The organism is Stenotrophomonas sp. GD03930, from assembly GCF_029839665.1.
In the GTDB taxonomy this organism is placed as follows: Bacteria; Pseudomonadota; Gammaproteobacteria; order Xanthomonadales; family Xanthomonadaceae; genus Stenotrophomonas; species Stenotrophomonas forensis.
Genome location: NZ_JAOCAV010000001.1, coordinates 1960373 through 1986324, shown reverse-complemented (window position 1 = coordinate 1986324; position 25952 = coordinate 1960373). Strand labels below are relative to the sequence as shown.

General features: G+C 65.2%; 24 protein-coding genes. 13 read left to right on the top strand and 11 right to left on the bottom strand.

Annotation, left to right across the window (positions count from 1 at the left end):
• Positions 1 to 34: 34 nt before the first annotated feature.
• A complete protein-coding gene (locus N5C18_RS08925) occupies positions 35 to 862 on the bottom strand; it encodes a DUF932 domain-containing protein (protein WP_023123964.1) in 828 nt (275 codons plus the stop codon).
• 1079 nt (positions 863 to 1941) lie between these two features.
• On the opposite strand from N5C18_RS08925, the gene N5C18_RS08920 reads away from it, so the two are divergent.
• From N5C18_RS08920 to N5C18_RS08890, 7 genes are all read left to right on the top strand, one after another.
• Positions 1942 to 3066, top strand: a complete 1125-nt coding sequence (locus tag N5C18_RS08920) for an ATP-binding protein (protein ID WP_023980278.1) — start codon at positions 1942 to 1944, stop codon at positions 3064 to 3066.
• Positions 3063 to 5288, top strand: a complete 2226-nt coding sequence (locus N5C18_RS08915; protein ID WP_023082437.1) for a S8 family peptidase — start codon at positions 3063 to 3065, stop codon at positions 5286 to 5288. The genes N5C18_RS08920 and N5C18_RS08915 overlap by 4 nt, the downstream gene beginning before the upstream one ends.
• A gap of 54 nt (positions 5289 to 5342) precedes the next feature.
• A complete protein-coding gene (locus tag N5C18_RS08910) occupies positions 5343 to 6122 on the top strand; it encodes an RNA polymerase subunit sigma-24 (RefSeq protein WP_019184003.1) in 780 nt (259 codons plus the stop codon).
• Entirely contained in the window at positions 6119 to 6712 is a 594-nt protein-coding gene (locus N5C18_RS08905; protein WP_023082436.1) for a hypothetical protein, read from the top strand. The genes N5C18_RS08910 and N5C18_RS08905 overlap by 4 nt, the downstream gene beginning before the upstream one ends.
• A 3-nt stretch (positions 6713 to 6715) precedes the next feature.
• On the top strand, positions 6716 to 10144 hold the full coding sequence (locus N5C18_RS08900) for a UvrD-helicase domain-containing protein (protein WP_021156363.1): 3429 nt from the start codon (positions 6716 to 6718) through the stop codon (positions 10142 to 10144).
• Between the two features lie 98 nt (positions 10145 to 10242).
• Positions 10243 to 11172 (top strand): multiubiquitin domain-containing protein, encoded by a 930-nt coding sequence (locus N5C18_RS08895; RefSeq protein WP_021156364.1) that lies wholly within the window; start codon positions 10243 to 10245, stop codon positions 11170 to 11172.
• A complete protein-coding gene (locus N5C18_RS08890; RefSeq protein WP_019183999.1) occupies positions 11172 to 12578 on the top strand; it encodes a ThiF family adenylyltransferase in 1407 nt (468 codons plus the stop codon). Before N5C18_RS08895 ends, N5C18_RS08890 begins: the two co-directional genes overlap by 1 nt.
• A 540-nt stretch (positions 12579 to 13118) precedes the next feature.
• Here the strand turns inward: N5C18_RS08890 and N5C18_RS08885 are convergent.
• Positions 13119 to 13550, bottom strand: coding sequence for a DUF1016 N-terminal domain-containing protein (locus N5C18_RS08885; protein WP_021156365.1), 432 nt, complete (start codon positions 13548 to 13550; stop codon positions 13119 to 13121).
• 75 nt (positions 13551 to 13625) lie between these two features.
• Positions 13626 to 14825, bottom strand: a complete 1200-nt coding sequence (locus N5C18_RS08880) for a site-specific integrase (protein ID WP_021156366.1) — start codon at positions 14823 to 14825, stop codon at positions 13626 to 13628.
• A 386-nt stretch (positions 14826 to 15211) separates the two neighbouring features.
• Here N5C18_RS08880 and N5C18_RS08875 point away from each other — a divergent pair, with 386 nt between their 5' ends.
• Positions 15212 to 16288 carry an HDOD domain-containing protein gene (locus tag N5C18_RS08875; RefSeq protein ID WP_053450467.1) on the top strand — a complete coding sequence of 359 codons (1077 nt, stop codon included), beginning with the start codon at positions 15212 to 15214 and terminating at the stop codon, positions 16286 to 16288.
• A gap of 3 nt (positions 16289 to 16291) precedes the next feature.
• On the opposite strand, the gene N5C18_RS08870 is transcribed toward N5C18_RS08875, so the two are convergent.
• The 3 genes from N5C18_RS08870 to N5C18_RS08860 all read right to left on the bottom strand — a co-directional run bounded on the left by N5C18_RS08870 (position 16292) and on the right by N5C18_RS08860 (position 19228).
• Positions 16292 to 17881 (bottom strand): phospholipase D family protein, encoded by a 1590-nt coding sequence (locus tag N5C18_RS08870; RefSeq protein ID WP_279944337.1) that lies wholly within the window; start codon positions 17879 to 17881, stop codon positions 16292 to 16294.
• 91 nt (positions 17882 to 17972) lie between these two features.
• On the bottom strand, positions 17973 to 18671 hold the full coding sequence (locus N5C18_RS08865) for an RNA pseudouridine synthase (RefSeq protein ID WP_008265276.1): 699 nt from the start codon (positions 18669 to 18671) through the stop codon (positions 17973 to 17975).
• Between the two features lie 56 nt (positions 18672 to 18727).
• Positions 18728 to 19228, bottom strand: a complete 501-nt coding sequence (locus N5C18_RS08860) for a M48 family metallopeptidase (RefSeq protein WP_049456100.1) — start codon at positions 19226 to 19228, stop codon at positions 18728 to 18730.
• 62 nt (positions 19229 to 19290) lie between these two features.
• Here N5C18_RS08860 and N5C18_RS08855 point away from each other — a divergent pair, with 62 nt between their 5' ends.
• A complete protein-coding gene (locus N5C18_RS08855; RefSeq protein ID WP_164087797.1) occupies positions 19291 to 19848 on the top strand; it encodes a DUF2058 domain-containing protein in 558 nt (185 codons plus the stop codon).
• A gap of 171 nt (positions 19849 to 20019) precedes the next feature.
• Complete coding sequence (locus N5C18_RS08850; RefSeq protein WP_006460850.1) at positions 20020 to 20286, top strand: DksA/TraR family C4-type zinc finger protein; 267 nt, start codon at positions 20020 to 20022, stop codon at positions 20284 to 20286.
• 595 nt (positions 20287 to 20881) lie between these two features.
• Here N5C18_RS08850 and N5C18_RS08845 read toward each other — a convergent pair.
• Positions 20882 to 21475, bottom strand: a complete 594-nt coding sequence (locus tag N5C18_RS08845) for a mechanosensitive ion channel family protein (RefSeq protein ID WP_006462204.1) — start codon at positions 21473 to 21475, stop codon at positions 20882 to 20884.
• 33 nt (positions 21476 to 21508) lie between these two features.
• Positions 21509 to 21688, bottom strand: a complete 180-nt coding sequence (locus tag N5C18_RS08840) for a hypothetical protein (RefSeq protein WP_008268616.1) — start codon at positions 21686 to 21688, stop codon at positions 21509 to 21511.
• A 126-nt stretch (positions 21689 to 21814) separates the two neighbouring features.
• Here N5C18_RS08840 and N5C18_RS08835 point away from each other — a divergent pair, with 126 nt between their 5' ends.
• From N5C18_RS08835 to N5C18_RS08825, 3 genes are read left to right on the top strand one after another with little or no spacing between them, the layout of a single operon-like run.
• On the top strand, positions 21815 to 22393 hold the full coding sequence (locus N5C18_RS08835; protein ID WP_053450462.1) for a sigma-70 family RNA polymerase sigma factor: 579 nt from the start codon (positions 21815 to 21817) through the stop codon (positions 22391 to 22393).
• Entirely contained in the window at positions 22390 to 22923 is a 534-nt protein-coding gene (locus tag N5C18_RS08830; RefSeq protein ID WP_279944336.1) for a hypothetical protein, read from the top strand. Before N5C18_RS08835 ends, N5C18_RS08830 begins: the two co-directional genes overlap by 4 nt.
• A 10-nt stretch (positions 22924 to 22933) precedes the next feature.
• A complete protein-coding gene (locus N5C18_RS08825) occupies positions 22934 to 23815 on the top strand; it encodes a DUF4097 family beta strand repeat-containing protein (RefSeq protein WP_164087312.1) in 882 nt (293 codons plus the stop codon).
• 49 nt (positions 23816 to 23864) lie between these two features.
• On the opposite strand, the gene N5C18_RS08820 is transcribed toward N5C18_RS08825, so the two are convergent.
• The 3 genes from N5C18_RS08820 to N5C18_RS08810 all read right to left on the bottom strand — a co-directional run bounded on the left by N5C18_RS08820 (position 23865) and on the right by N5C18_RS08810 (position 25943).
• Positions 23865 to 24047, bottom strand: a complete 183-nt coding sequence (locus N5C18_RS08820; RefSeq protein WP_005410566.1) for a hypothetical protein — start codon at positions 24045 to 24047, stop codon at positions 23865 to 23867.
• 11 nt (positions 24048 to 24058) lie between these two features.
• Positions 24059 to 24352: a YkgJ family cysteine cluster protein gene (locus tag N5C18_RS08815; protein WP_080375010.1), complete on the bottom strand. Its 294-nt coding sequence runs from the start codon at positions 24350 to 24352 to the stop codon at positions 24059 to 24061.
• Positions 24353 to 24581: 229 nt separating this feature from the next.
• Positions 24582 to 25943, bottom strand: a complete 1362-nt coding sequence (locus N5C18_RS08810; protein WP_279944335.1) for an Hsp70 family protein — start codon at positions 25941 to 25943, stop codon at positions 24582 to 24584.
• Positions 25944 to 25952: the final 9 nt, after the last annotated feature.

The following is a 25952-nucleotide window of genomic DNA, read 5'->3' as shown; positions in this document are numbered from 1 at the left end:
CAAGGGCTGCTGCCTGCCCCTGCCGCGTGGGGATTCAGGCTTTCAACTGGCGCATGCCATCGGCTAGCAGCCAAAGCGCACGGTTGAGGCGGATGTTCTGGTCGATGCCCTGCACCGGGCGGGTTTGCTGGCGGCGTCCGTTGGCGCTGCGCCCGCGCAGTCCGCCTTGGGTCAGGTTCTCTTGCGTGCGGTTGAACACGCTCCACAAGTCCGGGCGGCGATCATCAAAGCGGCGCGGCATCAAGATTTGTGATTCCGTGATGGGCGCGGGCTTGTCGGGGTCGTCGTACTTGAGGGCCAGCGCGGCGCGGGCGAACACTTCGGATTCGCCATCGTTCAAGGTGATGGCGCGCATGGCATCGCGGGATTCCTGCACGTGGTCGAAGCCGCGCAAGACTTCGTAAGCGCCTTCGATGACGGAACCGGCCACGTCGCCTTTGTGCGGCACGCGCACATCGGCCACTGTGTCGCCGCAGACAAGGCCATTGCTGCAAACGAACCGGAACATTCCGGCCAGCATCTGATAGCTGCTCGTGCCGTCATGCGAGTTCAACAGCACGATTTCATTGGCTTCCGCGCCGTTGATCTGGCTGGCGTGGCGCAGGCGCAGCATGTGCTTGGTGAAGTCGCGGCGGTCCTCGTTGCGCACGCGGGTCTGCGCCACCATGAAGGGCTGGAACCCTTCCTTGCGCAGTTCCGCCAGTACGGCGGCGGTTGGGATATAGGCGTACCGCTCGGAACGGCTTTCGTGCGGGGCGTCCGCGAAGATGGACGGAGCTACGCGGCGGATTTGGTCATCGGACAGCGGGTAGTCGCTGCGCAGCGACGGGGAGCGGGAAGCGAATCGGGATGCGAGTTGCATGGCATTTCTCCTGACGAAAAAGGTTTGCTGTTCAAACCGCACACCGGATTCCTAGATTCGGAGCCCAGCCTTTCGGCTGTTCGGTGCGGTCGGCACGAGGAACCCGGTTGGCCTCGTTGCCACCGTCTTTCCTGAGTTCATCGCCCGCGGCCAAAGGAGCGCGCGGACGGGGGCCGTCAAGGAAACGAGCGCAGGGTTGGTGCGGCCCGCAGGCGCAGCCGAGGACACGGCCCTGCGCGCCTTGACGGCACACGGGAGCGGGCTACGGTCGCGGGTAAGGTGATGAAGTCAGGGGAGACGGCTGGACAAGGCAACGGCCATCCCTGTATGCCGACCGCACGCAAGCGAAGCGCGCAGGCCCGAAGCTGGAAGCCGGGCCGAAGGCGTCAGCCGAGCGGAGCGAGGGAACGATGGACGCCAGATAGGGGCGAGACTCGCGCAGCGAGGCTCGATGCGCTACGCGCACGACAGCGCGACCGGCCATTGCTCAGATGGCCGGGGACGCCCGAACGCAAAGTGGCCTTTACGATGACGCTATGCCCGAGACAGAACACGCCGATTCCAACGATCCCCTGGAACACATGTTCCAGCGCTCGGAGGCCTTGCACGAACGGTTCAACGAACTGCTCGACGGCGCCGATTTCGACGGCTCCCCATGCATCTGGCCTGGAGGTGCTGCGTAACTCGAACGGCCTGAGGACCATGATCGCCATGATGATGGCCATCCTCAGCGGCGATGAAGCCATCACCATTCCGATGGGCAAGGCCCAGCCGGCGTTCGCCGACTGCCCGCCGGACTTGCTCAAGCCCTGATGGCCGGTCATACGACACCCCGCCCGACCAGGCGCGCATAGGCGCTCAGGCGCTTCTGGGCGTGGAATCGCAGATCACGCTAGACGGCAAACCTGCCAGTCGACGACGGCGCTGTGACCGCCACTGCCGCAGCCTCTCTTACCACTTGACCTCGCTTTATGAGATAATTACTTTAGTCCATTGAAGAATTTTTATTTTTCAATATAAATCAATTAGTTATCGAGGTTGCGGGCGAAATGAGAGAAGAGCAGTCAGATTTAGCCCAGATGGTCCGCCTGGCTTTGGCCGAGCAGAGTGAGGATGTGCGCCTGTTCACGGCGCGGCTAGTCCGCAAGTACCGAGGGACGGCGCCCGACTTGGCCGAGCAGCTCGAACTGTTCCTGAAGTCGAAGCCAGTACGCAGTGTCTCTCCCATGCGCAAGCTGTCGCCTCAGCCGCCAACGGCCCACGCCTTGCCGGTTGACGACGAATCCCGTCTCTCTCTCCTGAAGGTGTTCAAGGACGAACCGACGACAGATGCGCCGCTGCTGTCCGGCGATGTCGAGGATTCACTGGGGCAACTCATCGCCGAGCGCCGGCAGAGCGATCGACTTCAGGCCATGGGGCTGACGCCGACCCGCTCGGCCATCTTTGTGGGGCCGCCCGGGGTCGGCAAGACACTCACGGCCCGCTGGCTGGCCGCGCAATTGAAGGTGCCGCTGTACGTGCTCGACCTGACAGCCGTGATGAGCAGCCTGCTAGGCAAGAGCGGCACCAATCTGCGGGCGGCCATCGATTTCGCCAAACGCGAGCCTTGCGTGCTGCTGCTGGACGAAATCGACGCTATCGCCAAGCGACGCAGCGATGACAGCGACGTAGGCGAACTCAAGCGCCTGGTCACGGTGATCCTGCAAGAAGTCGACGAATGGCCTGCCAGCAGTGTATTGCTGGCGGCCACCAACCACCCGGAACTGATCGATCCGGCGCTGTGGCGACGCTTCGACCTGGTAGTCCAGTTCAAGACGCCCGATGAACAGGCAGTCAAGGAAGCCATCAAGCGATTCCTGGGGCCGGACTACGCCCTTTTTGCCCGTTGGATCGACATCCTGGTGTTTGCATTCGCCGGCCATTCGTTCAGCGACATCGAGCGCGACGTGCAGCGCTTCCGGCGTGCCGTGGCGCTGGGCACGACCACCGACGCTGATCTGGTCGAAGACTTCATGAAGGCGCGTGCGTTGGCGCTCGATAGGCAGGGCCGCATCGATCTGGCGGTGATGCTGGCCAAGCAGACCCGCCTGTCCCAGCACACTGTTTCCGACATCACCGGGGTGAGCCGGGACACGATCCGAAAGTACACCAATGAGACGTCTGCGGTACGAAAGGCCGCACAACGGAGAAAGGCTGACGCATGAGCCAAACCAATTTCCTGATCGGTCGTGGCGAGCTGCTGACCCATGACATCGTCGGTCCGAAGCGCATGCCAGGCAAGGCCGAGGTCTACACGTTCGCGCAGGCGAGGGAGCGAATGGTTCCTCAGTTCCGCAGTGCAAGCAAGGCGCTGGACGAGCTATCTGCTGACGCTTGCCCGGGCGACTTCGCGGTAGCCCGGCTGATGATGAATCCCAGCTTCATTGCGCGCTCGTATTTTCCGACAGGACTGCTGCGTAGTACGGGACTGGAGTCCATCGGGAGCCGTACCGTCAAGGTCAAGCCGCAGGCCTGGACCCGCAAGGGGCAGCCGCATGAAACCACAACGACCGAACTGTTTGTCGCCGGCAAGCGCCAGGCTTTCCGCAACCTCTCCCGATGGACGCAAACCATTGAGGCGGAATCCGACGAGGGCGAAGATCTTGCCCACATCGAACAGTTTGCCGCCTTTGCGCCAGCAGAGCGAATCGTGGGCCTCGGCGGCCCGAAGGATCGCTTTTTCGAAGTAGGCCTACATCTGCTACCGGATGAAGACCCGGGCCTAATCCAGAAGGCTTTCGTGAAGTTCGCGCAGCAGGAAGGCGTGAAGGTCCACAGTGAAGTCGATTTCATCGCCGGCAATCTGTGGTTCGTGCCGGTCGAGGGCAAGCCGCGCGACATTGAGCGGTTGGCCAGCTTCGCCTTCGTGCGGGTGATCCGTCCCGTGCCAAAGCTGCGTGGTATCCGTCCCTTGCAACGCAGTGGTGGGCCCTCAGTGGGATGCAGCCTCCCCACCGAACAGGCCCTTTCATCCGAACCTCGTGTCGCCATCCTGGACGGTGGCCTGCCTAAGCACCATCCGATCGGCCCCTGGCTGCGCTCGTACCGCAAGCTCGACGAAGACGCCGACGATGATCCGGACGGCCCGGAGCATGGCTTGGGCGTGACCTCGGCCGTGCTGTTCGGTCCGATCCAGCCCAACGGTACGGCCGGCAGGCCGTTCGCCCCGGTGGACCATCTGCGCGTGCTGGACCAGGAGGCGGGCGGCGAAGATCCATTGGAGTTGTATCGCACACTCGGTCTCATCGAGCAGGTTCTGCTGTCGAGGTCCTACGAGTTCATCAACCTGAGCCTGGGCCCAGATCTCGAAGTGGAGGACCGGGAAGTTCACGCTTGGACGTCCGTTATCGACGAGTTGCTCAGCGACGGCGACACGCTCATGACGGTGGCCGTTGGCAATAACGGAGACCGGGACCGCGAGCTCGGCTACAACCGCGTACAGGTTCCATCGGATTGCGTGAATGCGCTCGCGGTCGGCGCGGCCGACGACACCGATGCTGGCTGGGCACGCGCGCCCTACAGCGCGATCGGGCCGGGCCGCAGCCCCGGGGTTATCAAGCCAGACCTGATGGCGTTCGGTGGCAACCCAGCAGCCAAATACTTTCATGTGTTGGCGCCGAACGTGAAGCCGGTGCTGACGCCGCAGTTGGGTACCAGCTTCGCGGCTCCGTACCTGCTGCGTAGCGCGGTCGGCGTACGCGCGATCCTGGGCGGAGATCTGACGCCACTCGCCATCAAGGCCCTTCTGGTTCACGCGGCCGATCCTGGCGAGCATGATCCGGTCGAAGTGGGTTGGGGCAAGATTCCTGAGGACACCCTCGACATTATCACCTGCCCGGATGGTGTGGCCCGCGTGGTCTACCAGGGCGAGCTCAAGCCCAGTAAGTACTTGCGTGCCAGCCTGCCGCTGCCCAAGGAAGGACTGCTCGGCAATGTGCGTCTGAAGGCGACGTTCTGCTATGCCTCACCCACCGATCCGCAGGATGCCGCGGCCTACACCAAGGCCGGCCTCGAAGTCGTCTTCCGGCCCAACGACGAGAAGATCAAGGATGGCAAGAGCAACGCGGATACCAAGGGCTTCTTCGACTTGAAGAAGTTCGCCACCGAGCAGGAGCGGCGTTCGGATCAGGGCAAATGGGAAACTGTGCTGCACGGAGCCAAGACCTTCCGCGGCTCCAGCCTCAAGAACCCCGTTTTCGACATTCACTACAACGCCCGCGACGGCGGCGGCCGGGCCACCACTGGTGCCGAGAAGATCCGCTATGCACTGATCCTCTCGGTCGAGGCCCCGAAGCATGCTGATCTCTACAACGACATCTTGCGTGCCTATGCCAAAACCCTCGTGCCGATCCAGCCGCAGGTGTCCTTGCCGATTCGTGTTCGGTGACGGTGGAAAAGAGAACGCATGTATAGAGCGGGCTGACGGGCAAGGAGAAGATCGATGCCGAAACCCTTGAGAAGCAAGGATAAAAACGGGGAGCCGTTCGCGCGACCCCCGGAGATCGACGCCTGTTTGCAGAGGCTGGAGTCGATCGATGCCGCGACACGCCTGCAGGCCTTCACCGTCGCGTCGAGGAAGAGCGACGGCTATGTGCCGTCGGAAGCACTGACATATTTCCTGCGGCGCGCCCATGCGACAGGCGCAAAGGACGAGTTCAAGCAGCTTTTCGGACTGCTCATGAAGCGCGTCGGGCAGTCTCTGTTTGCATCGATCCCGGACTCTCGTATGGCCGGGGCACAAGACATCAGAGAAGAGGTCATGAGCCGATTCGCTGAGCGAATTGCCAAGGACTGCAGCGGCCGCTTCGCTATGCTGGATTTCTTTGAAGTGCGGTTCGACCTAGCATTCGCCCGGTTCCGCAAGACCGTGCTGAGGCAGATTGGTCCGGCCTCGGTCCTTACAGTGCCGCTGTCCACGGATGACGATGAGGGTCAGGACATTTCACCGGAGGTCGAGGCAGCAGCGGCCGACTTCCTCGGAGGCGACCCTCAAAAAATTGACGACCCGGCTTTCCGGTTGGAGTTGGACGCTGCGATTGACGCATTACCAGACGATCAGAGGCGGGTCGTTGGCTTGCTACGGCAAGGCTTCCAGATCGACTCGAAGGACCCGAACATCATGACTATCGCGAAGATGCTCCAGTGCGATGAGAGAACCGTGCGCAATCGCCGCGACCGTGCCTACAAGACCCTCAGGTCTGTTCTGCAGGAGGACGCATGAGTACGTCAAAGCCTTTCGCTGCAGACGAGGAATCTGTGCTGATGGCGTTCTCCATGGAGCCCAACCATGGCCGGGAAACGCTTGAACGCTACATTAGGGAGTACCCGCAGCATGCGACCGCGCTGATCGACTGTTCGATCGATCTGCTTTATGAGGCGCCAGAAGGCGATGTTCCGGCGACCGAAGTGCCGGACAGCGCGATTGATAAGGCCTGGCAGCGATTCGAGCGGGCTGTCCAGCAGCCCGATGCGGAGGTTGCGAATCCGTTCACCAAGCTCAATACGAGCAGCTTCAAGTCGCTCGCACGCAGCCTGGACGTCAGTAACCTCTTCCTCATGCGGGTGCGCGATCGGGCCATTCGTACTGCCACCATTCCTGCCCGATTCGTCGAGAAGCTTGCGTCAGAACTGGGTGTCACCGTTCAATCTGTGAACGCATACCTGCAGGGGCCACCGGGCATGGTTTCCGGACACGCTTTTCGGTCAAATGTGAAGCCGAGTGTGGGCGAGCAGATCACGTTCGACCAAGCTGTCGCGACTTCACAACTCACGCCGGAGCAGCAGGCGACGCTAAAGGCACTGTCGGACTGAACGATGGACGCCACCGAGGCCGCTCGACTGGAAGCAGAACGCCTGCACCGTGCGAACGTCGCGGCCGGCGGAGATCCGACCCGGCCTTTAGTGTTTGCGCTTCAGGAAGCCTCAAATCGCGGCTTGGATGTGTACGCGCTGCGAGAAGGAGACCCACAGCTTAAGGGAGGCAAAGCCACGTTCGACTGTCAGGCTGGAGGCATCCTCTACGAGGATCGTGGATCAGACTTCGAGCGCGCGTTTTTGATTGCACACGAACTCGGCCATGTCGTGCTGGAAGGTGGCACGCTCGATGTGGTGACGGTGGATGTCGAGCCCGACCGATCGCTGGAAGACGCACCGGTGGGCGTCGATCGTGTCCTTGACTACGGGGCGCGTGAGCGACGTGAAGTGAAGATGGACCTCTTCGCGCGCGAGTTCCTGCTGCCGCGTCCTGTGTTGCGCGAGTTGCATGTCAACGAAGGACTGACATCCGACGCGATCGCGATGCGCTTCGGCGCGCCGCTCGCTGTGGTGCAGCAACAGTTGCTTGATGCACTGCTGCTGCCAGCGGCCGAAGAGCCGAACCCCGTAGGCGCCGGCGCCGTGGCAGCTCCGCTCACCCCAGACCCCACGCAGGCTCAGGCGGCAGCACATCGTGGCTTGGCGTTTCAGCTGCAGGCAGGGCCGGGTACGGGCAAGACGCGGACGCTTGTTCGTCGCATCGAAGGGTTGCTTGCGGACGGCGTCGATCCCACCACGATCCTGGTACTCACCTTCTCCAACAAGGCGGCCAATGAACTGTGCGAGAGGATTGCCGCGAGCAATCCTGTCGCGGCGGCGGCGATGTGGATCGGCACATTCCACGCATTCGGGCTGGACATCGTTCGCCGCTTTCACGACCGACTGGCGCTGCCGCCGGACCCACGATTGATCGACCGGACGGAGGCCATTGAACTCCTGGAGGACGAGTTTCCGCGGCTCGACCTGAAGCACTATCGCAACCTCTGGGACCCGGCCCTGGATTTAAGCGACATGCTGAGCGCGATCTCGCGCGCCAAGGATGAGGTTGTCGATGCAGCAGGCTATCGCGCCCTCTCGCAGTCGATGGCGGATCGAGCAGGGACCGACCAGGACGCGAAGGTTCGTGCGCAGAAGTGCCTGGAGGTCGCCACGCTCTTCGAGGCGTACGAACGGCTGCTGACCGCGCGCCAGCTGCTGGACTTCGGTGACCTGGTCGCGCTGCCGGTTCGTCTTGTCGAGGGCAGCGCCGAGGTAAGGGATGCCCTGCGTGCTCGCCATGAGCATGTACTGGTAGATGAATACCAAGATGTCAACCGCGCCTCGGTCCGGCTCCTGAAGGCCATCGTCAGCGACGGCCGCAACCTGTGGGTTGTCGGCGATGCACGCCAATCCATCTACCGCTTCCGCGGCGCCTCTGCGACGAACATCGCGCGCTTTGCGATCGACTTCCCCGGCGCGCAGGCCGCACAGCTGGGCGTCAACTATCGCTCCGACGAACGGATCGTCGATGTGTTCACCGAGTTCGCGCGCGGCATGCAAGCATCCGCCGGTGCGTTGCCGCTGAACCTGCTGGCCGACCGCGGCTCCACAGGAGAACGGGTTGAGCTTCGCGTTGCCGGGTCGGCTGACGATGAAATCTCCGCGCTTGCCGCGTCGATCACGGCCCTGCACGAGCAGGGCATTGCCTATGGTGGCCAGGCGGTGCTGTGCGCGTCCAATGCGCGCCTGAACGCCATTGCAGAAGGTCTTGAGGCCCGGGGCATTCCCGCGCTGCACTTGGGCAGCTTGTTCGAGAGGCCGGAAATCAAGGATCTGCTGGCCTTGCTCTCGCTGGCGACCGACCCGCGGGCGGCCGCGATGGTGCGCGTGGCAACCATGGCTCGGCACCAAATGCCCTTGAAGGATGTCATGCGGGTCATTGAGCCGCTGCGGACGACGAATCCAGCTTCGCTGGATTGGTTGGCAATACACGCCGGAGTGGATGGCCTGACAGACGGCAGTCGAGAAGCGCTATCTCGCCTGTCCGCGCTCTTTGCAGGTGTGAACGCATCGACTGACCCCTGGCTCTTACTTGCTGGATGGACGATCGATGGTCTCGGACTCGCGAAGACGCTTTATTTGGCTGGTGATCCGCAGAGTCGCATGCAAAGTCTGGCTGTCTGGCAGTTCTTGAACTTCTGTCGCCGGCAGCCAAGAGGCCAAGGCATGCCAGTGGTTCGCCTGCTTGATCGCGTCAGGCGGTTAGTTCTGCTCTCTGAGGATCGTGGATTGAGCCAGTTGCCCCGCAGTGCCGAGAACATCGAAGCAGTGCGCTTGATGACCATCCACGGAAGCAAGGGGCTGGAGTTCGATGTCGTTCATTTACCTGGCATGGTAACGTCCGGCCTACCGCGCAACAACGTGCCGCCGCGTTGTCTTCCTCCGGACGGTCTGATCCATGGTTCGGAGGGACTGACCGGCATCGAGGCGGTGAAGGCCGGCCACGACGAGGAAGAAGAGTGCTTGTTCTTCGTAGCGCTTTCGCGAGCGCGCGATAGGCTGCAGCTGTATGCCTACGCCAGGCAGGCAGATGGTCGTACGCGTAGCGCCTCCAAGTTTATCGCCCCGATCGACCGACTCCTTGTTCGTCCGGTACCGGTGCCGTTGCAAGCCGGCTCGACATCGACGGGCACCCCGCTCGCCATCACATGGCAAGGGCGTCCCCAATGGACCGACATCCAGGTCAACCTCTTCGAGCGGTGCCCGCGCCGCTTCTTGTACACGCACGTGCTGAGGCTTGGAGGTCGACGAACTGAAACCGCATTCATGAAGATGCACAACGTCGTGAGCGACGTGTTCGATTGGTTGAAACGGGAGCACGAGACGACAAGTCCCACGGTCGACGAGCTGGCTGCATGCTTCGAGGAGGCCTGGTGCTCCAAGGGTGCGACAGAGCATGGATATGCGGAGGACTACCGCCGCATCGGCAAGCGGCTCGTCGATTTCCTCATCGAGAGCCGGAATCGTGACGTGGCCGCGCCGGCGCCACCGATCTCGCTGGGTTGGGCCGAGGGCGAGATCCTCGTAACCCCGGATGGTGTAGCTCACGGAGCCGGTGGCCGGGTCACGGTGCGGCGCGTCATGACGGGCAAGCAGCGCTCGAACGCCTTCGATGATATTGAGTACACAATTCTCCAACTCGCCGCCGTCCAGGCTTATGGACCACATGCGCAGGTCGAGGTGACCTACCTTACCAGCGAAACCATCCAGCCGATGGAAATCACGTCGCGCAAGCTGGAATCCAGGCGCGAGAAGCTGCAGACCTTTCTTCAGGCAATGCAGGCCGGGCAGTTCCCCTCTAAGCCCGAGGCTCGTAGCTGTCCGCGCTGCCCGCACTTCTTCCTCTGCGGCGAGTTGCCCGGAGGGGGGTGGGTACAAGAAAAACTTTGATCGACCTTTCCGGTCTGCCGCTGGGCTGCGATTGACCAAGTAAGGGGCTAGAAAACCTGCAATCCCGCAGATGACGGCTCTCCCTATGAGGCAATCAAATGCAAACCCAGACCACCAGCGGTGATGACCGCTTCGATGTCGAAGATGTTGCTGCGGCGATCCGCGAAGGCCGCAGCCTGCGGCCAGCGGCGCTCTACCGGATCGTCGTCCTGGACGACCAGCTCCACGAACGTCACGTCGATCTCTCCGATCCGGTGCCGACCGGGCGCCAGATCCTTCAGGCCGCCGGATCGCGCCCGGCCGATGAGTACAGCATTTATGCGATTTTGACCTCTGGCGAGTTCGAGGACCTGCGTCTGGACGAAACCTACGATCTGCGCGGCCGCGGTGCGGAACGTTTCGTCATCTTCCAGACTGATCGCGCGTTCAAGTTCACGATCGATGACCGGCAACTGGAGTGGGGCAAGCCCAGCATCAGCGGCCGCGTGCTCAAGGCGCTGGCCGGTGTCCCACCAGAGACCTACGACGTCTATCTCGAAGTGCGTGGCGGGGGCCAGGACATTCTGATCCGCGACGGTGACCTGATCGATCTGGGTAAGCCGGGCATCGAGCGCTTCATCACGCTGATCCGTGACACCACTGAGGGGCTGCTCACGCTGCCCGAAGCGGACCAGCGCTATCTGAGCAGCCATGGCGTGGCTTTCGAGATGGTGAGCGACGGTGCGCACACGGGCGTCATCTTCAAGCAGTTGCCGCTGCCCTCCGGAAAGCTCAACCACGCCACGGCCGATGTGCTCGTTCTCCTGCCGCCGGGCTATCCCGATGTTGCGCCGGACATGTTCTATTGCGACCCGTGGCTGACGCTGCAAAGCGTTGGGCGCTACCCGACCTGCGCTGACCAGGCCCACGCGTTCCAGGGCCGCAGCTGGCAGCGCTGGTCGCGCCACAACACAGCGTGGCGCCCGGGCATCGACGGCCTGCACACTATGCTCAAGCGCATCGAGCACGCCCTGGCGGAGGCGAAGTGATGTCGCCGGCCGCTCTGGACATCGTCCTGCTGGAGCCGCACGAGGCGGCCCTGCGCTTGCTGCTGCAAAGGGAAAACGGTGCCGAGGCGTCCGCCTACGTGCTGTTCGGCAAGGCTGACATCTCGGCAGACCCCTGGTCGGGAGTGCCTCGCACCAGATTGATCTCGCACGAAGTCATCCCCGTCGCGGCCGATGAAATGGTCTCCGCATCGCCTGTCCATGTCACATGGTCCACCCGAGGCTTCATGCGCATTCTCGGCATCGCGAAAGAACGGGGCTTGGTTGCGGGCCTGGTACACACGCATCCGAACGCGGCAGCGTTCTTCTCCGACCAGGATGACCGAAACGAGTCGGAGCTGGCCCGGACGACATTCAACAAGGGCGTTTCCGGCCTAGCCAGCATGGTGTTCGGCCGCGATGACGCCATCGCGGGCAGGCTCTGGACTGCCCCCGGCAAGACGGTCATGGCATCCTCGATCTCGCTGGTAGGAAGCCAGATCAAGATCGCGCGCAAGGTGGCTGCGGCTGACGAAGATCAATTCCTGGCGCGGCAGGCCGCGCTCTTCGGCCAAGGGTTCAATCCAGTCGTGCGCGGGCTGCGGGTGGGTGTCGTAGGGGGCGGCGGCACGGGCAGTGCTGTCGCGATGCTATTGGCGCGGCTGGGCGTCGGCTTTCTGGGGCTGATGGACAAAGACACCATTGATGTCACCAATCTCAACCGCGTGCATGGCTCGCGCACCGCAGATGTGGACGCCGGCTTGGCCAAGGTGGACATCCTCGCGCGCGAGATTCGCGCCGCGGGTCTCGGCACCCAGGTCGTCACCAAAGAGGAGTGGGTCGGCCATCCTGATCTGCGCGATCTGCTGCGCTCCTGCGACGTGCTTTTCGGCTGTACCGACGACCATCAGGGGCGGCTGACGCTCAACCGCCTGGCGCACTACTACGGCATCCCGCTGATCGATGTGGGCCTGCGCATGCGCGCGGCACGCAGCGGCGCGGACTTCGACATGACGGGGCGCGTGTCGACGATTGGGCCCGGCAAACCTTGTCTCATGTGTCTGGGAGTAGCCGATCCGCGCCGCGCTGCGGCCGAAGGACTCCGGCGCAGCGACCCGGCCGAGTTCGAGCGGCGTAAGGCGGAAGCCTATGTGGACGGCGGCGGCGACCCGGCGCCTGCGGTGGTCACGTTCACTACGGCCATCGCCTGCGCGGCCGTCGATGAACTCATTCAGGGACTGACCGGTTTTCGCGGTCCTGCGGGCATGTCGCACAACAGGATTCGCCGCTTTGACCGCGTAGAGGATCGCACCATGACCTGCCGACCCTTGGCGTCTTGCCCGGTTTGTGCCAGCCAGGCGAGCTGGGGACGCGGCGATGTCAACCCATTTCTTGGGGTGATCGGATGACCATGAAGCGACTTATCGCGCGAGCGCTGCGCCGGCTCGGGTGGCTGCAGTACAACCTGCTCGTTTACCCGGTCGCGCAGCATCCGGGCAATAATGCCGTGCCGCCGGGAGAGCTGTGGCTGGTCATCGACACCGGCGTCAAGAAGTGGGCTTGCATGAGCTGCCCCGGCGGTTGTGGCGTGCAGATATCACTTTCCCTTAACCCGGATCGACGACCCCGGTGGTCTGTCGAAACAGACTTCTGGGGGCGACCAACCATGTCGCCCTCCATCCACCAGCATCGGGCATGTTCCTGTCACTTCTGGGTAAAGAAGGGTTTGATCGAGTGGTGCCGGTAGAGACCCACCCGGCACCATGTCCGGCCGATACGCAATCGACGCTGTCGTCGGCAAAGGTGCAGCCTTTGCCAAGCTCCGGGAGAAATCCACCATCCGCTGGTCGACTGCTGTTTAATATCAGATTCCGAATATTCGTCCTTGCGGTTCAGTGACTCCAACTCATACGAGCTCTTGATTGCATCGTCAGGCTTTGGCGGTGCGCTCATAGAAGTGGCTGCCGATCTGCCTTCGAGCTGGCGCACCGCGCACCGCGCGGCGCCTCGGCCTCGTAAAACCGACGGGTATGGTCATCCTTGACCGCCAGCAGCCGGACATAGGCCGACCACAGCAACCTGAAGACCAGGGCCAGTTCGGAGAGGTCAAATTTCCGAGACAGCGTCTCGGAAATTGCCTCAAGGGGGTAAGCGGCAAAGAAGCGCCGCATGTTTTCCAGGTTGTCCGGGCTGAACCCGCGCCCAAAGCGCGCCGTCAGACCGGCGGACAACCGCGCCATCAACTGCTCGCCGTAACCAGCCCGCCGCCTGCCTTTCTGCTCGGCTTGCACGATCCGGCGGCCAATCTCCCAATAGCTGGTCGTCATCAGCGCATTGACACTGCCCGCCGCTGCTTGGCGCGCGGCATCCAGCAGTTCCACGATGCCGCCCTGGATGCCAGCATATCCAGCCCCGGTAAGGCGGCGGATTCCCCACTGCTGCGGGCGTCTTCCTTGTCATGCTGTCACCTCCACAGAACGGGACGCCCCGGTAATCGCCAGCCGCCGATTCGCCACCAGCTCGGCGGCATCTCGCACCGGCTTGTCCTCGGTATGTACGTAGTGCATAAACATCGCAACGGTCTTGTGACCTGTGAGCTTCATGCCCACTTTGGTTGGCACGCCTGAGTTGGCAATGTCGGTCGTCGCTCGATGGCGGATGCCGTGCGTGCCGACATGCGGCACGCCGGCGGCCTTGAGCACGCGCTTCCAGCCGCCATAGTGTTCGCCATGCGTCAGATGCCGGGCCGGGTCGTTGGGCGACGGCAGGACGTAGGGGGAGCCCTCCCGGCGCGGCGCCGTCGAAAGCAGCCGATAGGCTTCCTCGCTCATGGGTTTGGAAATGCCGCCGGTCTTGCTGTCGGGCCAGACGACGCGGCGCTTTTCCAGATCAACCCAGCCCCATTCGAGCGGGCAGATTTCGGAGCGGCGGGCGGCAAACTCGAATTGCAGGCGGATCGCCAGCGGGATGACGTAGTTCTCCAGTCCCTCGGCTTCCAAGTGCTCCAGGTGACGGAAGATCCGCACCAGTTCATCGTCCACGATGAGCCGGGTTTCCTTGCCGGGCGGAAACATCGGGACGTGGCGGCACGGGTTTGTGCCGTCCGGACGCAGCCCCCACACTTCGGCCAGGTTGAACATCTTGCGCAGCACGCCGAAGGTGCGGTTGGCCTCGGCCGGCTTGTGGGCCAGCTTCTTCATCAGCGCGGCCACGTCCGGGCGCTTCACGTCCTGCACCTTCATCCGCCCCATGATCGGGATGATGCAGCGGTCGATGACGCCCTGATAGCCGCGCTGCGTGCTGGGCTTGTTGCGCTGCTTGGAGTAGTCCTCCATGAAGGTGTGGCAATACTCCTTCATGGTCTGTGCCTTGCGGGCGGCGGCCTTAGCCGCGCTGGGGTCGCCGCCCCGGCGCACCTCGGCCAGCCACTCCTGCGCCATGACACGGGCCTGCTCGACGGTCAGTTCGCCGTACTGGCCCAGGGCCGGCTTGCGGCGCTCGCCGGCGTTCGTCCGGTACTGGAGCATGAACACCTTGCGGCCGGCCGGGGTGATCTTGCACAGGAAGCCGGGCACCACGGTGTCCCGCAGTTCGATGGCCTGCGCCTGGGGCTTGGCGGCATCGACAGCGGATTTGGTGAGTTTGATTCTTGCCATGATGACTCCTCGGAAACCTCGGTTTCCAAGAGCCACATGGGAGCCACGCGACCGGAAGCCGGGTCAAGTTTCGGAAAGCACCGGCATATGATGGACGCGCCTAAGTCCTTGATAAACCTGCTGTAGCGGGCCTGGGCGCAGTCCAGCGAAGTGCCGGGCTGGAGTCATCGTCAAACAAAAAAAGCGACGTCGTCGGTGCAGGGGGACGGGTCGCGCGGCGCCATTCTAGTCCATTCCTCCGGCCGCTGCCGTCGACATCGGCGGACGCCCGGTTAAAGAAGATGAAAGCGCGGCCGATGCTGCGACGACGGCGGGTCGCCGGATTCGTGTGAAGAGGCAGGACGGTCAGTGACGGCAAAGGCAGCACAACGACAGGGCGGGCGGCGATGACGCCGGCCTGGTGGCGATCGCTGCGCGCGTGGCTGGCGCGCTCGACCGGGGCGGCGCCGTCGCGGTTGGCGGCAGCATCGCGGCAGGCGGTGGCCGCCGCTGCGGCCAGCCTGCAGGGCGAGGCGCTGCCACCAAGTGAGATCGCGGCGCACCTGCAGCGCGGCCTGCATGCGCTGGCGCTGTATCCGCGGCTGGCCGGCGAACCCGCGCCGGTCCAGGACCCGGCGCTGGGCGAGGCGGTGGCACGCGCGCTGCAGGATCGCGACTGGGCGGCCCGGCACCTGCCCCGGCGTCCGCAGCTGTTGCCGCAGCTGATCCAGACCGTCAACGACGACGCGGCCTCGGCGCGGGTGATGGCGGCGATCATCGGCCAGGACCCGGTGCTGACCGGCAACCTGCTGCGCATTGCCAACAGCCCGGCGTACAAGGTGCACGAGCGGCCTGTGGAAAGCCTGCAGCGGGCGGTGACCCTGGTCGGCACCGAAGGCGTGCGCCAGATCATCAGCGCGGTGCTGGTGCAGCCGGTGATGCAGGTGCAGTGCGAGGTGTTCCCGCAGTTCAGCACGATCATCTGGGAGCATGCGTTGCTGGCCTCGCGCGCGGCCGCCGACCACGCACGCACGGTCACCTTCGGCGATGCTTTCGCCGCCCAGTGGCTGGGCCTGGTGCAGGGGCTCGGCGCTGCGCTGGTGATGCGCCAGCTGCTGCAGGAAGCGCAGGCGCGCGGCGAAACCGTGGAGCCGGCCCTGGCCCTGCAGCTGCTGCAGCAGTGGTCGTTGCCACTGGCCCAGCGCGTGGCGGCGGCCTGGGAATTGCCCGAACCGGTGCACCAGGCGCTGGCACCGGAAGCGGACGGACCGCTGGCCGACAGCCTGCGCCTGGCCAGCGCCGCTGCGGCTGCCAGCCTGCTGTGCAGGCACGGGCATGCCAGCCAGAACCGCATGCTGGCCCTGCTTGAACAACTGCCGTCGGCACCGCCGCATACCCTGCGCTGGATCTGGCGGCGCCTGCACGGGCGCAGCGTGGAAACGCGCGATGAGGCCGGGCAGGAACAGGCATCGCCGTCGCCCTGAGCGCTAAAGCTGCGATTCCACCGGCAACCAGCTGATCACCCGAGCTGTCCAGCGCTTGCCCAGGCTCGCCCCGGGTTCGGCCTCCACCCAGTGCGGCGGCGGTTGCCGCTCCAGCCAGCGCAGCGCATCGTCGTGGCCCAGGGCCAGCCACCAGCTGTGCGCAGGGCTGGCCAGGCGCAGGTACTCGTCGCGCAGCTGCGCACCCAGCACCGGATCGTCGAACAGCACGCCCATCTCGGTATTGAGGTAGGCCGAGCGCGGATCGAGGTTGAACGAGCCGACGAAGCCGCGGCGGTCGTCGACCACGAATGCCTTGGTATGCAGGCTGGCGCCGCTGCTGCCGAACAGGCTGGTATCCGGCTGGCCGTGTGCCTTCAGTTCGTACAGCTGCACGCCTGCCTTCAGCAGTTGTACGCGGTAGCCCATGTAGCCGCCGTGCACCGCAGCCACGTCGTTGGCGGCCAGCGAATTGGTGACCACGCCCACCTGGGCGCCGCGCGCGGCCAGTCCTGAAAGGCCCATCACGCCATCGCTGCCGGGCACGAAGTAGGGCGAGATCAGCAGTGCGCTGCGACGGGTGGTTGCCAGCTCGTCGCTGAGCGTATTGACCAGCCAGTGGTGGCGATCATCGTCGCGATGCTTCATCGGCGGATCGGAGGCGATGCGCACGTTCGCGCTCCAGTGCAACGGCTCTGGGCTGGGCCGCTGCAGGCTGCGTGATGCGGCCACACGCTGCAGGTAGGGCTGCGCCCTGGCATGCAGCGCATCCAGGTCCGACTGCCGCACGAGTTGCCGCAGCTGTTCATCGCTGTAGGAGGCCAGCGCGGAAATCGGAATGGCCGTGCTGCTGTTCCAGTAATCGTCGAAGATCCGGTTGGCCTGCTGCACGGCCGGTCCGGCCACCACCAGGTCAAGATCCTGGAAGTTCACATCGTCGCGTGCACTGAAGTATTCCTCGCCGATGTTGCGCCCGCCGACGATCGCGATGCGGCCATCGGCGATCCAGCTCTTGTTGTGCATGCGGTGGTTCACGCTGAAGGCGCGTTGCACCAGCTCCAGCGTGCGTGCGATGCCACTGCGGTTGCGGAACGGGTTGTACAGGCGGATCTCGATGTTTGGATGCGCATCGAGCGCCATCATCAGCGCATCCTTGTCCCTGGCGTTCATGTCGTCGAGCAGGATGCGCACGCGCACGCCGCGTTCGGCCGCGTCATACAGCGCCTTGGCCATCAGGTGGCCGACCAGGTCGTCGTGCCAGATGTAGTACTGCAGGTCCAGGCTGCGTCCTGCGTGCGCGGTGATCATCGCGCGGGCCGCGAACGCATCCATGCCATCGCTGAGGAACGCGACGCCGGACTTGCCGGGATGGGCCTGCTGCAGTGGCACGATCTGCTGGTCGATGCGCGTCTGCGCCGGTTGCAGTGGCAGCACGTGCGAGGGCGCGCCCTGTGCCTGCGGCGTGAGATGGTCGGCCAGCAGCAGGCCGGACAGCACCAGCAGCAACAAGGCGGCGACGATGATCGCAGCGACACGCAGCAGGCGTTGCCACAGGGGCTTGGGCGGACTCATGCCCCGATGGTAGGTCCACGCCATGCGTGGATGAAAGCCAGAAGACCCGTTGCAGTGGCTCCACGACTTGCGTGGATGGCTTCTTCAGGCAATGTCATGCCATGCGTGGATGGGGTCAGAACCGCTCGTCACTGCCCAGGTAGCGCCACTGGCCCGGCGGCAGCGGCCCGAGTGCCACGCGCCCGATACGCAGACGACGCACGGCTGCGACCTGCAGCCCGGCGGCGGTCACCGCCACGCGCAGGCCCTTGGCGGTCAGCCCCTTGCCGGCAAAGCGCAGGCGCTGTTCGCTCTGCCAGCTGACCTTGGCACCGCCGGATTCGTGCTGCAGCCGCGCCAGCAGCCACGGACCGCGCTCGGGGCCGCCTTCGGCCACTTCGATGAGGTACTCCTGCTCGGTGCGGCCCAGGTTGCGCTGCAGATGGGCGAGGGTGGCCGGGTCCTGGCTGACCACCACCAGGCCGCTGTCGGCCGCCGGCAGCGATGCCGCCAGCTGCAGCCCATGGAAATGACGCTGCAGTGGACGGATGCCGCTGGCATCAAGCTCGCTTCGGCTGTCGCTGCTGACCAGCGCGCACAGGGTCTCGGCGGCGACGCCGGCCGGCTTGTGCAGCAGCATGCTGACCCGCTCGGCCTTGTCATCGCTGGCCTGCTCGGCCACCACGATCACGGCGTTGTCGTCGACCGGGCGCTGCGGCTGTTCCACCACCTCGCCATCGACCGTGACCCAGCCGCCCTCGATGTAGCGCCGGGCTTCGCCGCGCGGGATGCCGAGCAGGGCGGACAGGCGTTTGTCGAGACGGATCGGTTCCATGGCGGGCGGTTCGGTCAGGTCGGGCAGGGGGCGCGCAGTGTAGCTGCTGCGGCCGCTCAGCGCTGGCCGCGGTTGGCCAGCTCGGTCAGGTACAGGCGGGTGTCGAATTCCAGCTGCAGGTAGTCCGGCTCCATGTGCTGGCACAGCTGGTAGAAGGCCTTGTTGTGGTCGGCTTCCTTCAGGTGGGCCAGTTCATGCACCACGATCATGCGCAGGAATGCCGCCGGCGCCTGGCGGAACACGGTGGCGATGCGGATCTCGCGGCTGGCCTTGAGGCGACCGCCGTGTACGCGGGAGATGGCGGTGTGGGTGCCCAGCGCGTGCTTGATCACTTCCAGCGTGTTGTCGTAGCAGACCTTGTTGAGCGGCACCGACTTGCGCAGGTAACGGTCTTTCAGTTCCTGCGTGTAGTCGTACAGCTGGCGGTCGCTGCGCACCTCGTGCGGGTCCGGGTAGCGCTGCTGCAGCCATGGGCCGAGCTTGCCCTGCGCCAGCAGTTCACTCACCTGGGCGACCAGGGGTTCGGGATAGCCGGTGAGGTACTTCATCACTGCCATGCAGGGGGGGCGGGGCGCCGGTAGAATGGGGCCTCCAAGATTACACGCGGTACGCAACGACCATGGCAAAGCCCAACGCGCTGCAGGAACAATTGCTCAAGGCCGGCCTGGCCAAGAAGTCGCAGGCCAGCGCCGCCGCGAGCGCGCAGGCCAAGGCCCGCCAGGGCAAGGCCGAATCGACCTCGGCCGAGGTCCAGCGCGAAGCTGAACGCGCCCGCGCCGAGAAGGTCGAGCGCGACCGCGCGCTGGCTGCCGAACGCAACGCCCAGGCCCGGCAGGCGGAACAGAAGGCACAGGCGAAGCAGATCATCAGCGCGCACGCCGTGCCCCACAAGGGCGATGACGAATACCGCTTCAGCGACGGCGCCATGATCCGCACCCTGCTGATCGACCCCAAGCTGCGCAAGGCACTGTCGGTGGGCGTGCTGGTCATTGTCGCCCACGGTGAAGGCTATGCGCTGCTGCCGCGAGCCGCCGCCGAGAAGGTGCGTGAACGCGCCCCGGAAGCGATCATCGTCGACCACGGCCAGCCGGGCTCGACCGCCGAGATCTCCACCGGCAACGCCGAGGACGATGCCTACTACGCCCAGTTCCAGGTGCCCGACGACCTGGTCTGGTAAGCAAAAAGGGGACGGAGGGGATTAAGCCGCAATCGGCCTGACTCGAACCCGTTCGCATCCTGTTCGTCTTCCTGAAGAGCAGCCGAGCACGGCTCGGCTCCGCATCACGGCCTGTCTTTTTGCCGGCGTGTATCGTCCCCATATCAGGCGACACACCTGCGGAGGATGGCCATGGCCACCGGTTGGGCGGGAGATGGCGCGGTCCAGGATCAGATCGACGCTACCGTTGATGATGCGATTGCCCGCGCGCGGCGCCAGCTGCGCCAGGGTCCGGGTCTGGAACACTGTGAGGAATGCGACGCGCCGATCCCGTTGGCGCGGCGCCAGGCCGTGCCCGGGGTACGCCTGTGCGTGGCCTGCCAGCAGGCGCTGGATGATGAGGAGCACGCGCACAGCGGCTACAACCGGCGCGGCAGCAAGGACAGCCAGCTGAGGTAAGGGATGTTCGGCAGGGCTGCGCCCTGCACCTGCAGAAGCCAGTGCAACAGCCGAAGCAACGGCAACAGCCGAAGCAACGGCAACAGCGGGCATTCCGTGGGATGGCGGGGCGGTGTCGGAGTGCGGGGACGCCGCAAGTACGTCCATGTAGGCTTGGCAGCCGCATCCATGCGGCTGACACCCCGCAATCCGACACCGCCCCACCTTCGACAGGTTCACGCGGCTGTTGGCAACGGCGGCCATTGGAACGCGCGGTTGTTGGTAGGTGTCGACCTTGGTCGACACGATTCTTCTGCCAGATATCGAATGAATCATCCACGCATGGCGTGGCTCTACTGTGTCGACCAAGGTCGACACCCACCAGAGCGGAACGCCGTTCCGGCCGCTCGCGGAAATCTGTCGAAGGCGGGGTGGGTCCGGTTGAGGGGGCGTGAGCCGCATGGATGCGGCGACCGAGCCTACATGGACGTATTTACGGCGCCCCCCTCAACCGGACCCACCCCGCCAACCCACGGAATGCCCGCTGTTGCTGTTGTTCTGGCGATTGACGTGGATTCGGCGGGTGCAGGGCGCAGCCCTGCAAAGAAAAACCCCCTCAGCCGTCGCCCTGGATCCCGCCGGGAGCCTGCGCCGGGTCGCGCCAGCGACGCACCGTGCGCTGGAAGAACAGGTTGTTCGGCAGCTGCAGCACCGTGCCCTCGTGGCCGTCACCGGTTTCCTGCAGCGTCGTGTAGATCAGGTTCACGTCGATCACCCGGCCCTTCAGCCCAGGTTTCTCGCCGTTTTCCAGCACCTCGATGTAGTCGTGCAGGCGGAACGGACGGGTGGTGAAGATCAGCAGCGTGCAGAAGATGTTGGACAGCACGCTCCAGGCCGCGAAGAAGGCCACCGCGCCCACCGCGGCGAAGCCGGTGAAGGCGGTCCAGAGCACCGATGGCTTCGCGCCGAGCAGGCTGAGGATGTACAGCAGGGCACTGAAATAGACCACGAAGCTGGTGATCCGGCGTGCGCCCATCACCATTTCCGGCGGCAGCGTGTAGTGCTCGGCGAAGCGGCGGATCAGGCGACGGGCGAGCAGACGCAGCAGCCAGGCGACCAGCAGCACCAGCACGATCTGCAGGGCAACGCCGGCGTAGTTCAGCCAAGGGTGGGTCCAGGGCGGCAGGTGGTCCTTCAGCGACAACATCATGGGACGACTACGGAGGGGAAACGGCCCCCGATGTTACCCGGCGCGTGCGGCGGATTCGACCGTGGGCGTCCAGGCCAGGCAGACCAGCTCCTTGCGATGCTGCTGCAGGCAGGCGCGGCCGTTGTCGGGGCGAAGCTGCAGCGACAGGCCCAGCACCTGCAACAGGACGCAGGCGGCGATCACCAGCAGGGCGGCGCAGGATGGGCTGGACATGGCAGGACTCCCGGACGGCGTTTTCACGAAGGACCTTGCATGGATGCAGCGGCCGCCGAAAAGGTTGCAGGGAATCGATCATCGTCTGGCTCTAAACCTTTTTCAGGGCCGCCGCATCCAAGCGATATGCTCGACACCACCATGCCCGCGCCGCCTGCCGCCAACGACGCCGTCGACGAATCCGCCCTGGTGCGGGCGGCGGCCGCTGGCGATACCGCCGCCTACGAACTGCTGTACCGGCGCCACGCGCCCCGCGTATTTGCCGTGCTGTGGCGGCTGTGTGGGGGCCAGCAGGCACGTGCCGAAGATGCGCTGCAGGAGGCCTTCCTGCAGGCCTGGAAGGCGCTGCCGGGGTTCCGTTTCGAGAGCAGCCTGTCGACCTGGCTGCATCGGCTGGGCGTCAATGCCGCCCTGATGGAACTGCGTGGGCGTGCGGCCGGGCAGGACCACGACAGTCTGGATGAGGTCGACGGCGGGCTGCAGGAACTGGCGGTGCATGACCGCTGTGCCGGCACCGAGCGCGACCTGGAGCGCGCGCTGTCGACGCTGCCACCACGGGCACGTGCGGTACTGGTACTGCACGATATCGAAGGCTGGAAACACCAGGAAATCGCCGAGCAGCTGCAGATGGCTGTCGGCAGTTCCAAGGCACAGTTGCATCGTGCGCGCGGTTTGCTGCGTGCACGGCTGGGAGACATGACATGACGACACACGACCACGATTCCGATTCCGCGCTGCTGGCAGGCCTGCGTGCCCTGTCCAGCGAACGCAGCGTGCCCGCCGATGGCTGGGAGCGCCTGTCGGCCCGGCTGCCACCGCGTGAACCACCGTCGGCGCCTGCAGCGGATGGCAATGTGGTGGCCCTGCCCATGCGTCCGAGGCGGCGCTGGTGGCTGCCGGTGGGCGCGGCCCTGGCGGCCAGCCTGGCGGTGTATGCGGTGGCGCCGTGGCGCCATGCGCAGCCTGACATGCCGGCGCCGTCCGCGCTGCAGCTGCAGGCCGCGGCGATGACCGAGCAGTACCAGCAGGCCGTGGCTTCGCTGCCCGATGGCCGGGCGCCGGAATGGCAACCGGCCCTGCACGAACTTGATGAAAGTGCCGCGCAGATCCGCGCCGCACTGGCGCAGGACCCACGTGCGCCGCACCTGCTTGGCCAGCTCAAGCGCACCTATGCGCTGCGTCTGGAACTGACCCGGCAGGCGGCCTATGCCGCCGAGTCCGGCCTGGCAACCTGAGGAGACCGCAATGACCCGAACCCTGATTTCCTGCTGTGTGGCGCTGTTGCTGGCACCCTCGCTGGCGCTGGCCGACACCCGTATCGATGAACGCCACACGCTGGCCGCCGGCGGTCGCATCGAACTGAGCAATGTTGCCGGCAAGGTCACCGTGCGCGGCTGGGACCGCAACGATGTGCAGCTCACCGGCACGCTCAGTGACGGCCTGCAGCTGCGCCAGGAGAAGAGCGCCAACCGCGTGCGCTGGGAGATCGAATACCCGCGCCGCAACGGCAACGGTGGCGCCACGCTGGTGCTGAATGTGCCGCGCTCGGTGGAACTGCTGCTGAGTACGGTCAGCGCCAGCCAGGACATCAGCGGCATCGACGTGCGCCGCCTGCAGGCCGATACGGTCAGCGGCAGCCTGAGTGCGGCCGGGCGCAGTGGCGACAGCAAGCTCAACACGGTCAGCGGCAGTGTCAGTGCTCGCCTGCAGACACCGAAGCTTGACGTCAATACGGTCAGTGGCCGGATCGAGGCCGGTGGCGGTGTATCCGGTGATATCGGTGCGCAGACCGTGTCCGGCCGGGTCGAGGTGGACGCCGGGCGGGTGCAGCGGCTGGCGGTGGAAACCGTGTCGGGCAGCATCGAGCTGGCAGCGGCCGGGTTGGCACCGGGTGGCCGCATCAACGTCGAATCGGTGAGCGCCTCGGTGACGCTGAGCCTGCCGCGCACGGTGTCGGCGCAGCTGTCGGTGAACAGCTTCAGCGGTTCTATCAACAGCGATGCCGGGCAGGTGGAGCGGCCGCGCTACGGGCCGGGCAGCCACCTCGACACGCGGCTGGGCGGCGGTGATGGTGACATCCGCATCCAGTCGCATTCGGGCAGTGTGCAGGTACGCCTGGATCGCTGAGCGCGGTCCGGCAGGCCGCGGCGGCAGCGCCGCCGCGGTCGGTACTGGGTCAGCTGGCTTTCTTCAGCGCCCAGGTGGTGCCGAGGACTTCGATCTTGCCACCGGCCTTGCGGAACGCAGCCAGGTCCGAAGCGATCGAATCACTGCTGACCACGGTGCTGGCGGCCGCGCCCTTGCGTTCGCTGCGGATGCTGTTGCTGGCCTTCGCGGGGGTCTTTGCCTTGCGGGGCATGGTTGCTCCTGTCAGGTGGAAGGGGAGGAAAGCGACCAGGCATCAGCCTGGCGCAGGTAGTCCTGCCGCTCGCGGCGGCAGTCATCGCCGCCCATCGAAAACTGGCGGCAGATCGCCGGGCGCTGCGAATAGATCGTGCAGCGCAGGTGATAGGGATCGATCGCCGCGCACCAGCCTTCCTCGTTGCGTGCCATCACGGCACGGCCGTGGGCGTCGCGCGAAAGGAACTGGCCGGGCACCTGGTCGCCGGGCTGCAGCAGCACCGGCAGCCGGCAACAGACCGCGTCACAACGGCGGCAGTCGATGGGTGCAGGTGCTGCGTCAGGTTGTAAGGCCTCTGGGGCCTGGCGGGTGCCCAAAGCGGGTCTCGATGGCGGCTCCGGTGGTACGCGGACCATGAACGAGCCAGGAAGGCATGGTCGCTAGGCCCGCAGGGCGGGCCGGGCTGCACGGAAGACACGCACCGGCGTGGCCGGTGGAAGGTGCAGCAGGGTTCTAGCCGACCAAGAGTAACTTAGACCGCGTAACGTTTTGTTAATCCTGGCTGGCTGCGGCCAGCGCAAGGCCCTGGACCACGCCCAGCGAGGGTTCGCCGTAGACCATGCGGGCGCCCGGGAAGGCCTCGGCCACGGCCTGGCGCAGGTAGCCGGCACGGGACATGCCGCCGGTCAGGAACACCGCATCCGGGTCGCCACCGATGTCGCTGCGAACCTGGGCCAGCAGTTCGCGGATCTGCTCCAGGTACCCATGCGCGGCGGAGGCCAGGCCGTCGGCGCTGCTGTCGGCATGCAGGTCGCGGGCGATGTAGTCCAGCGTGCTGCGGTGTTCACTGGCGGCGCTCAGGGCGATCTTCGCGCGTTCGACATCGCGGTACAGGCGCGCGGTGTTGCCGGTGTCCTGCAGGGCCTGCAGGCGGTCGCCCCAGGGCGCGTCCACATGGTCGTACTTGTGCAGGCGGAAATCGCGCTGGCGGGTCATGTCCTGGACGGTGGCCGCCTCCACATAGTGGTGGGCCGGTACGCGGGTGATGCCGCGGCCGAACAGCGGCATGTAGCTGGACAGGCTCAGTGCCAGGTCGATGTCGGTGCCGCCGCGGGCGATACCCCAGGCGCGGTGGATGCGCGGTGCGTCGTCGCCGCCGACTTCGGCATGCGCGATGTCGGTGGTACCGCCGCCGATGTCGACGATTACCGCCTGGTGCCGCTCGCGGCTTTCGGCGTGGTAATGCATGGCCGCAGCGGCGGGTTCTTCAAGGAAATCGATCTGGTCGAAGCCGGCCTGGGTGGCGGCCTCGCGCAGGATGTCCAGCGCCTGGTCGTTGCCGGCCGCGCCGATCGAACTGCGGAACTGCACCGGGCGCCCGAGCAGGGCGGCACGCAGCGGGCGGCCAAGCTGGGCGCTGGCGGTCAGGCGGATGTGTTCAAGGATGTGCGCGGCGATGCCGGTGATGGTCTGCCTGGCGCGCGGGTGCAGGTTGTAGCCCAGCATCGACTTCGGGCTCTGCACCAGGTTGCCTTCGTGTTCCTCGAAGTACGCTTCCAGTGCCTCATCACCGTAGACCGCGTTCTGCAGCAGGTCGCTGGCGCTGCGTTCCTGGCCGGCACGGGCTTCCATCCACTCGCGGCGAAGCGCGCGCAGGGCTTCGCGGCGCAGCGCCTGTGGCGTGCGTTCCTGGCCGGCGGCACGCGCTGCGCGGGCGGCGCTGTCGATCATCTGCTGCAGCTGGTGTTCCTGGCCGTCGTCGAGCTGGAAGTCGTCCGGGTCGGGCACCACGCCGGGGAAGTAGACGCTGGTGCGGAACTGCTCGGCATCGCCGAAGCGGATCGGCAACAGTTTTCCCTCATGCACGATGGCGGCGGCGGAGTTGCTGGTACCGAAGTCGATGCCGAGGCGCATGGGGAGTTC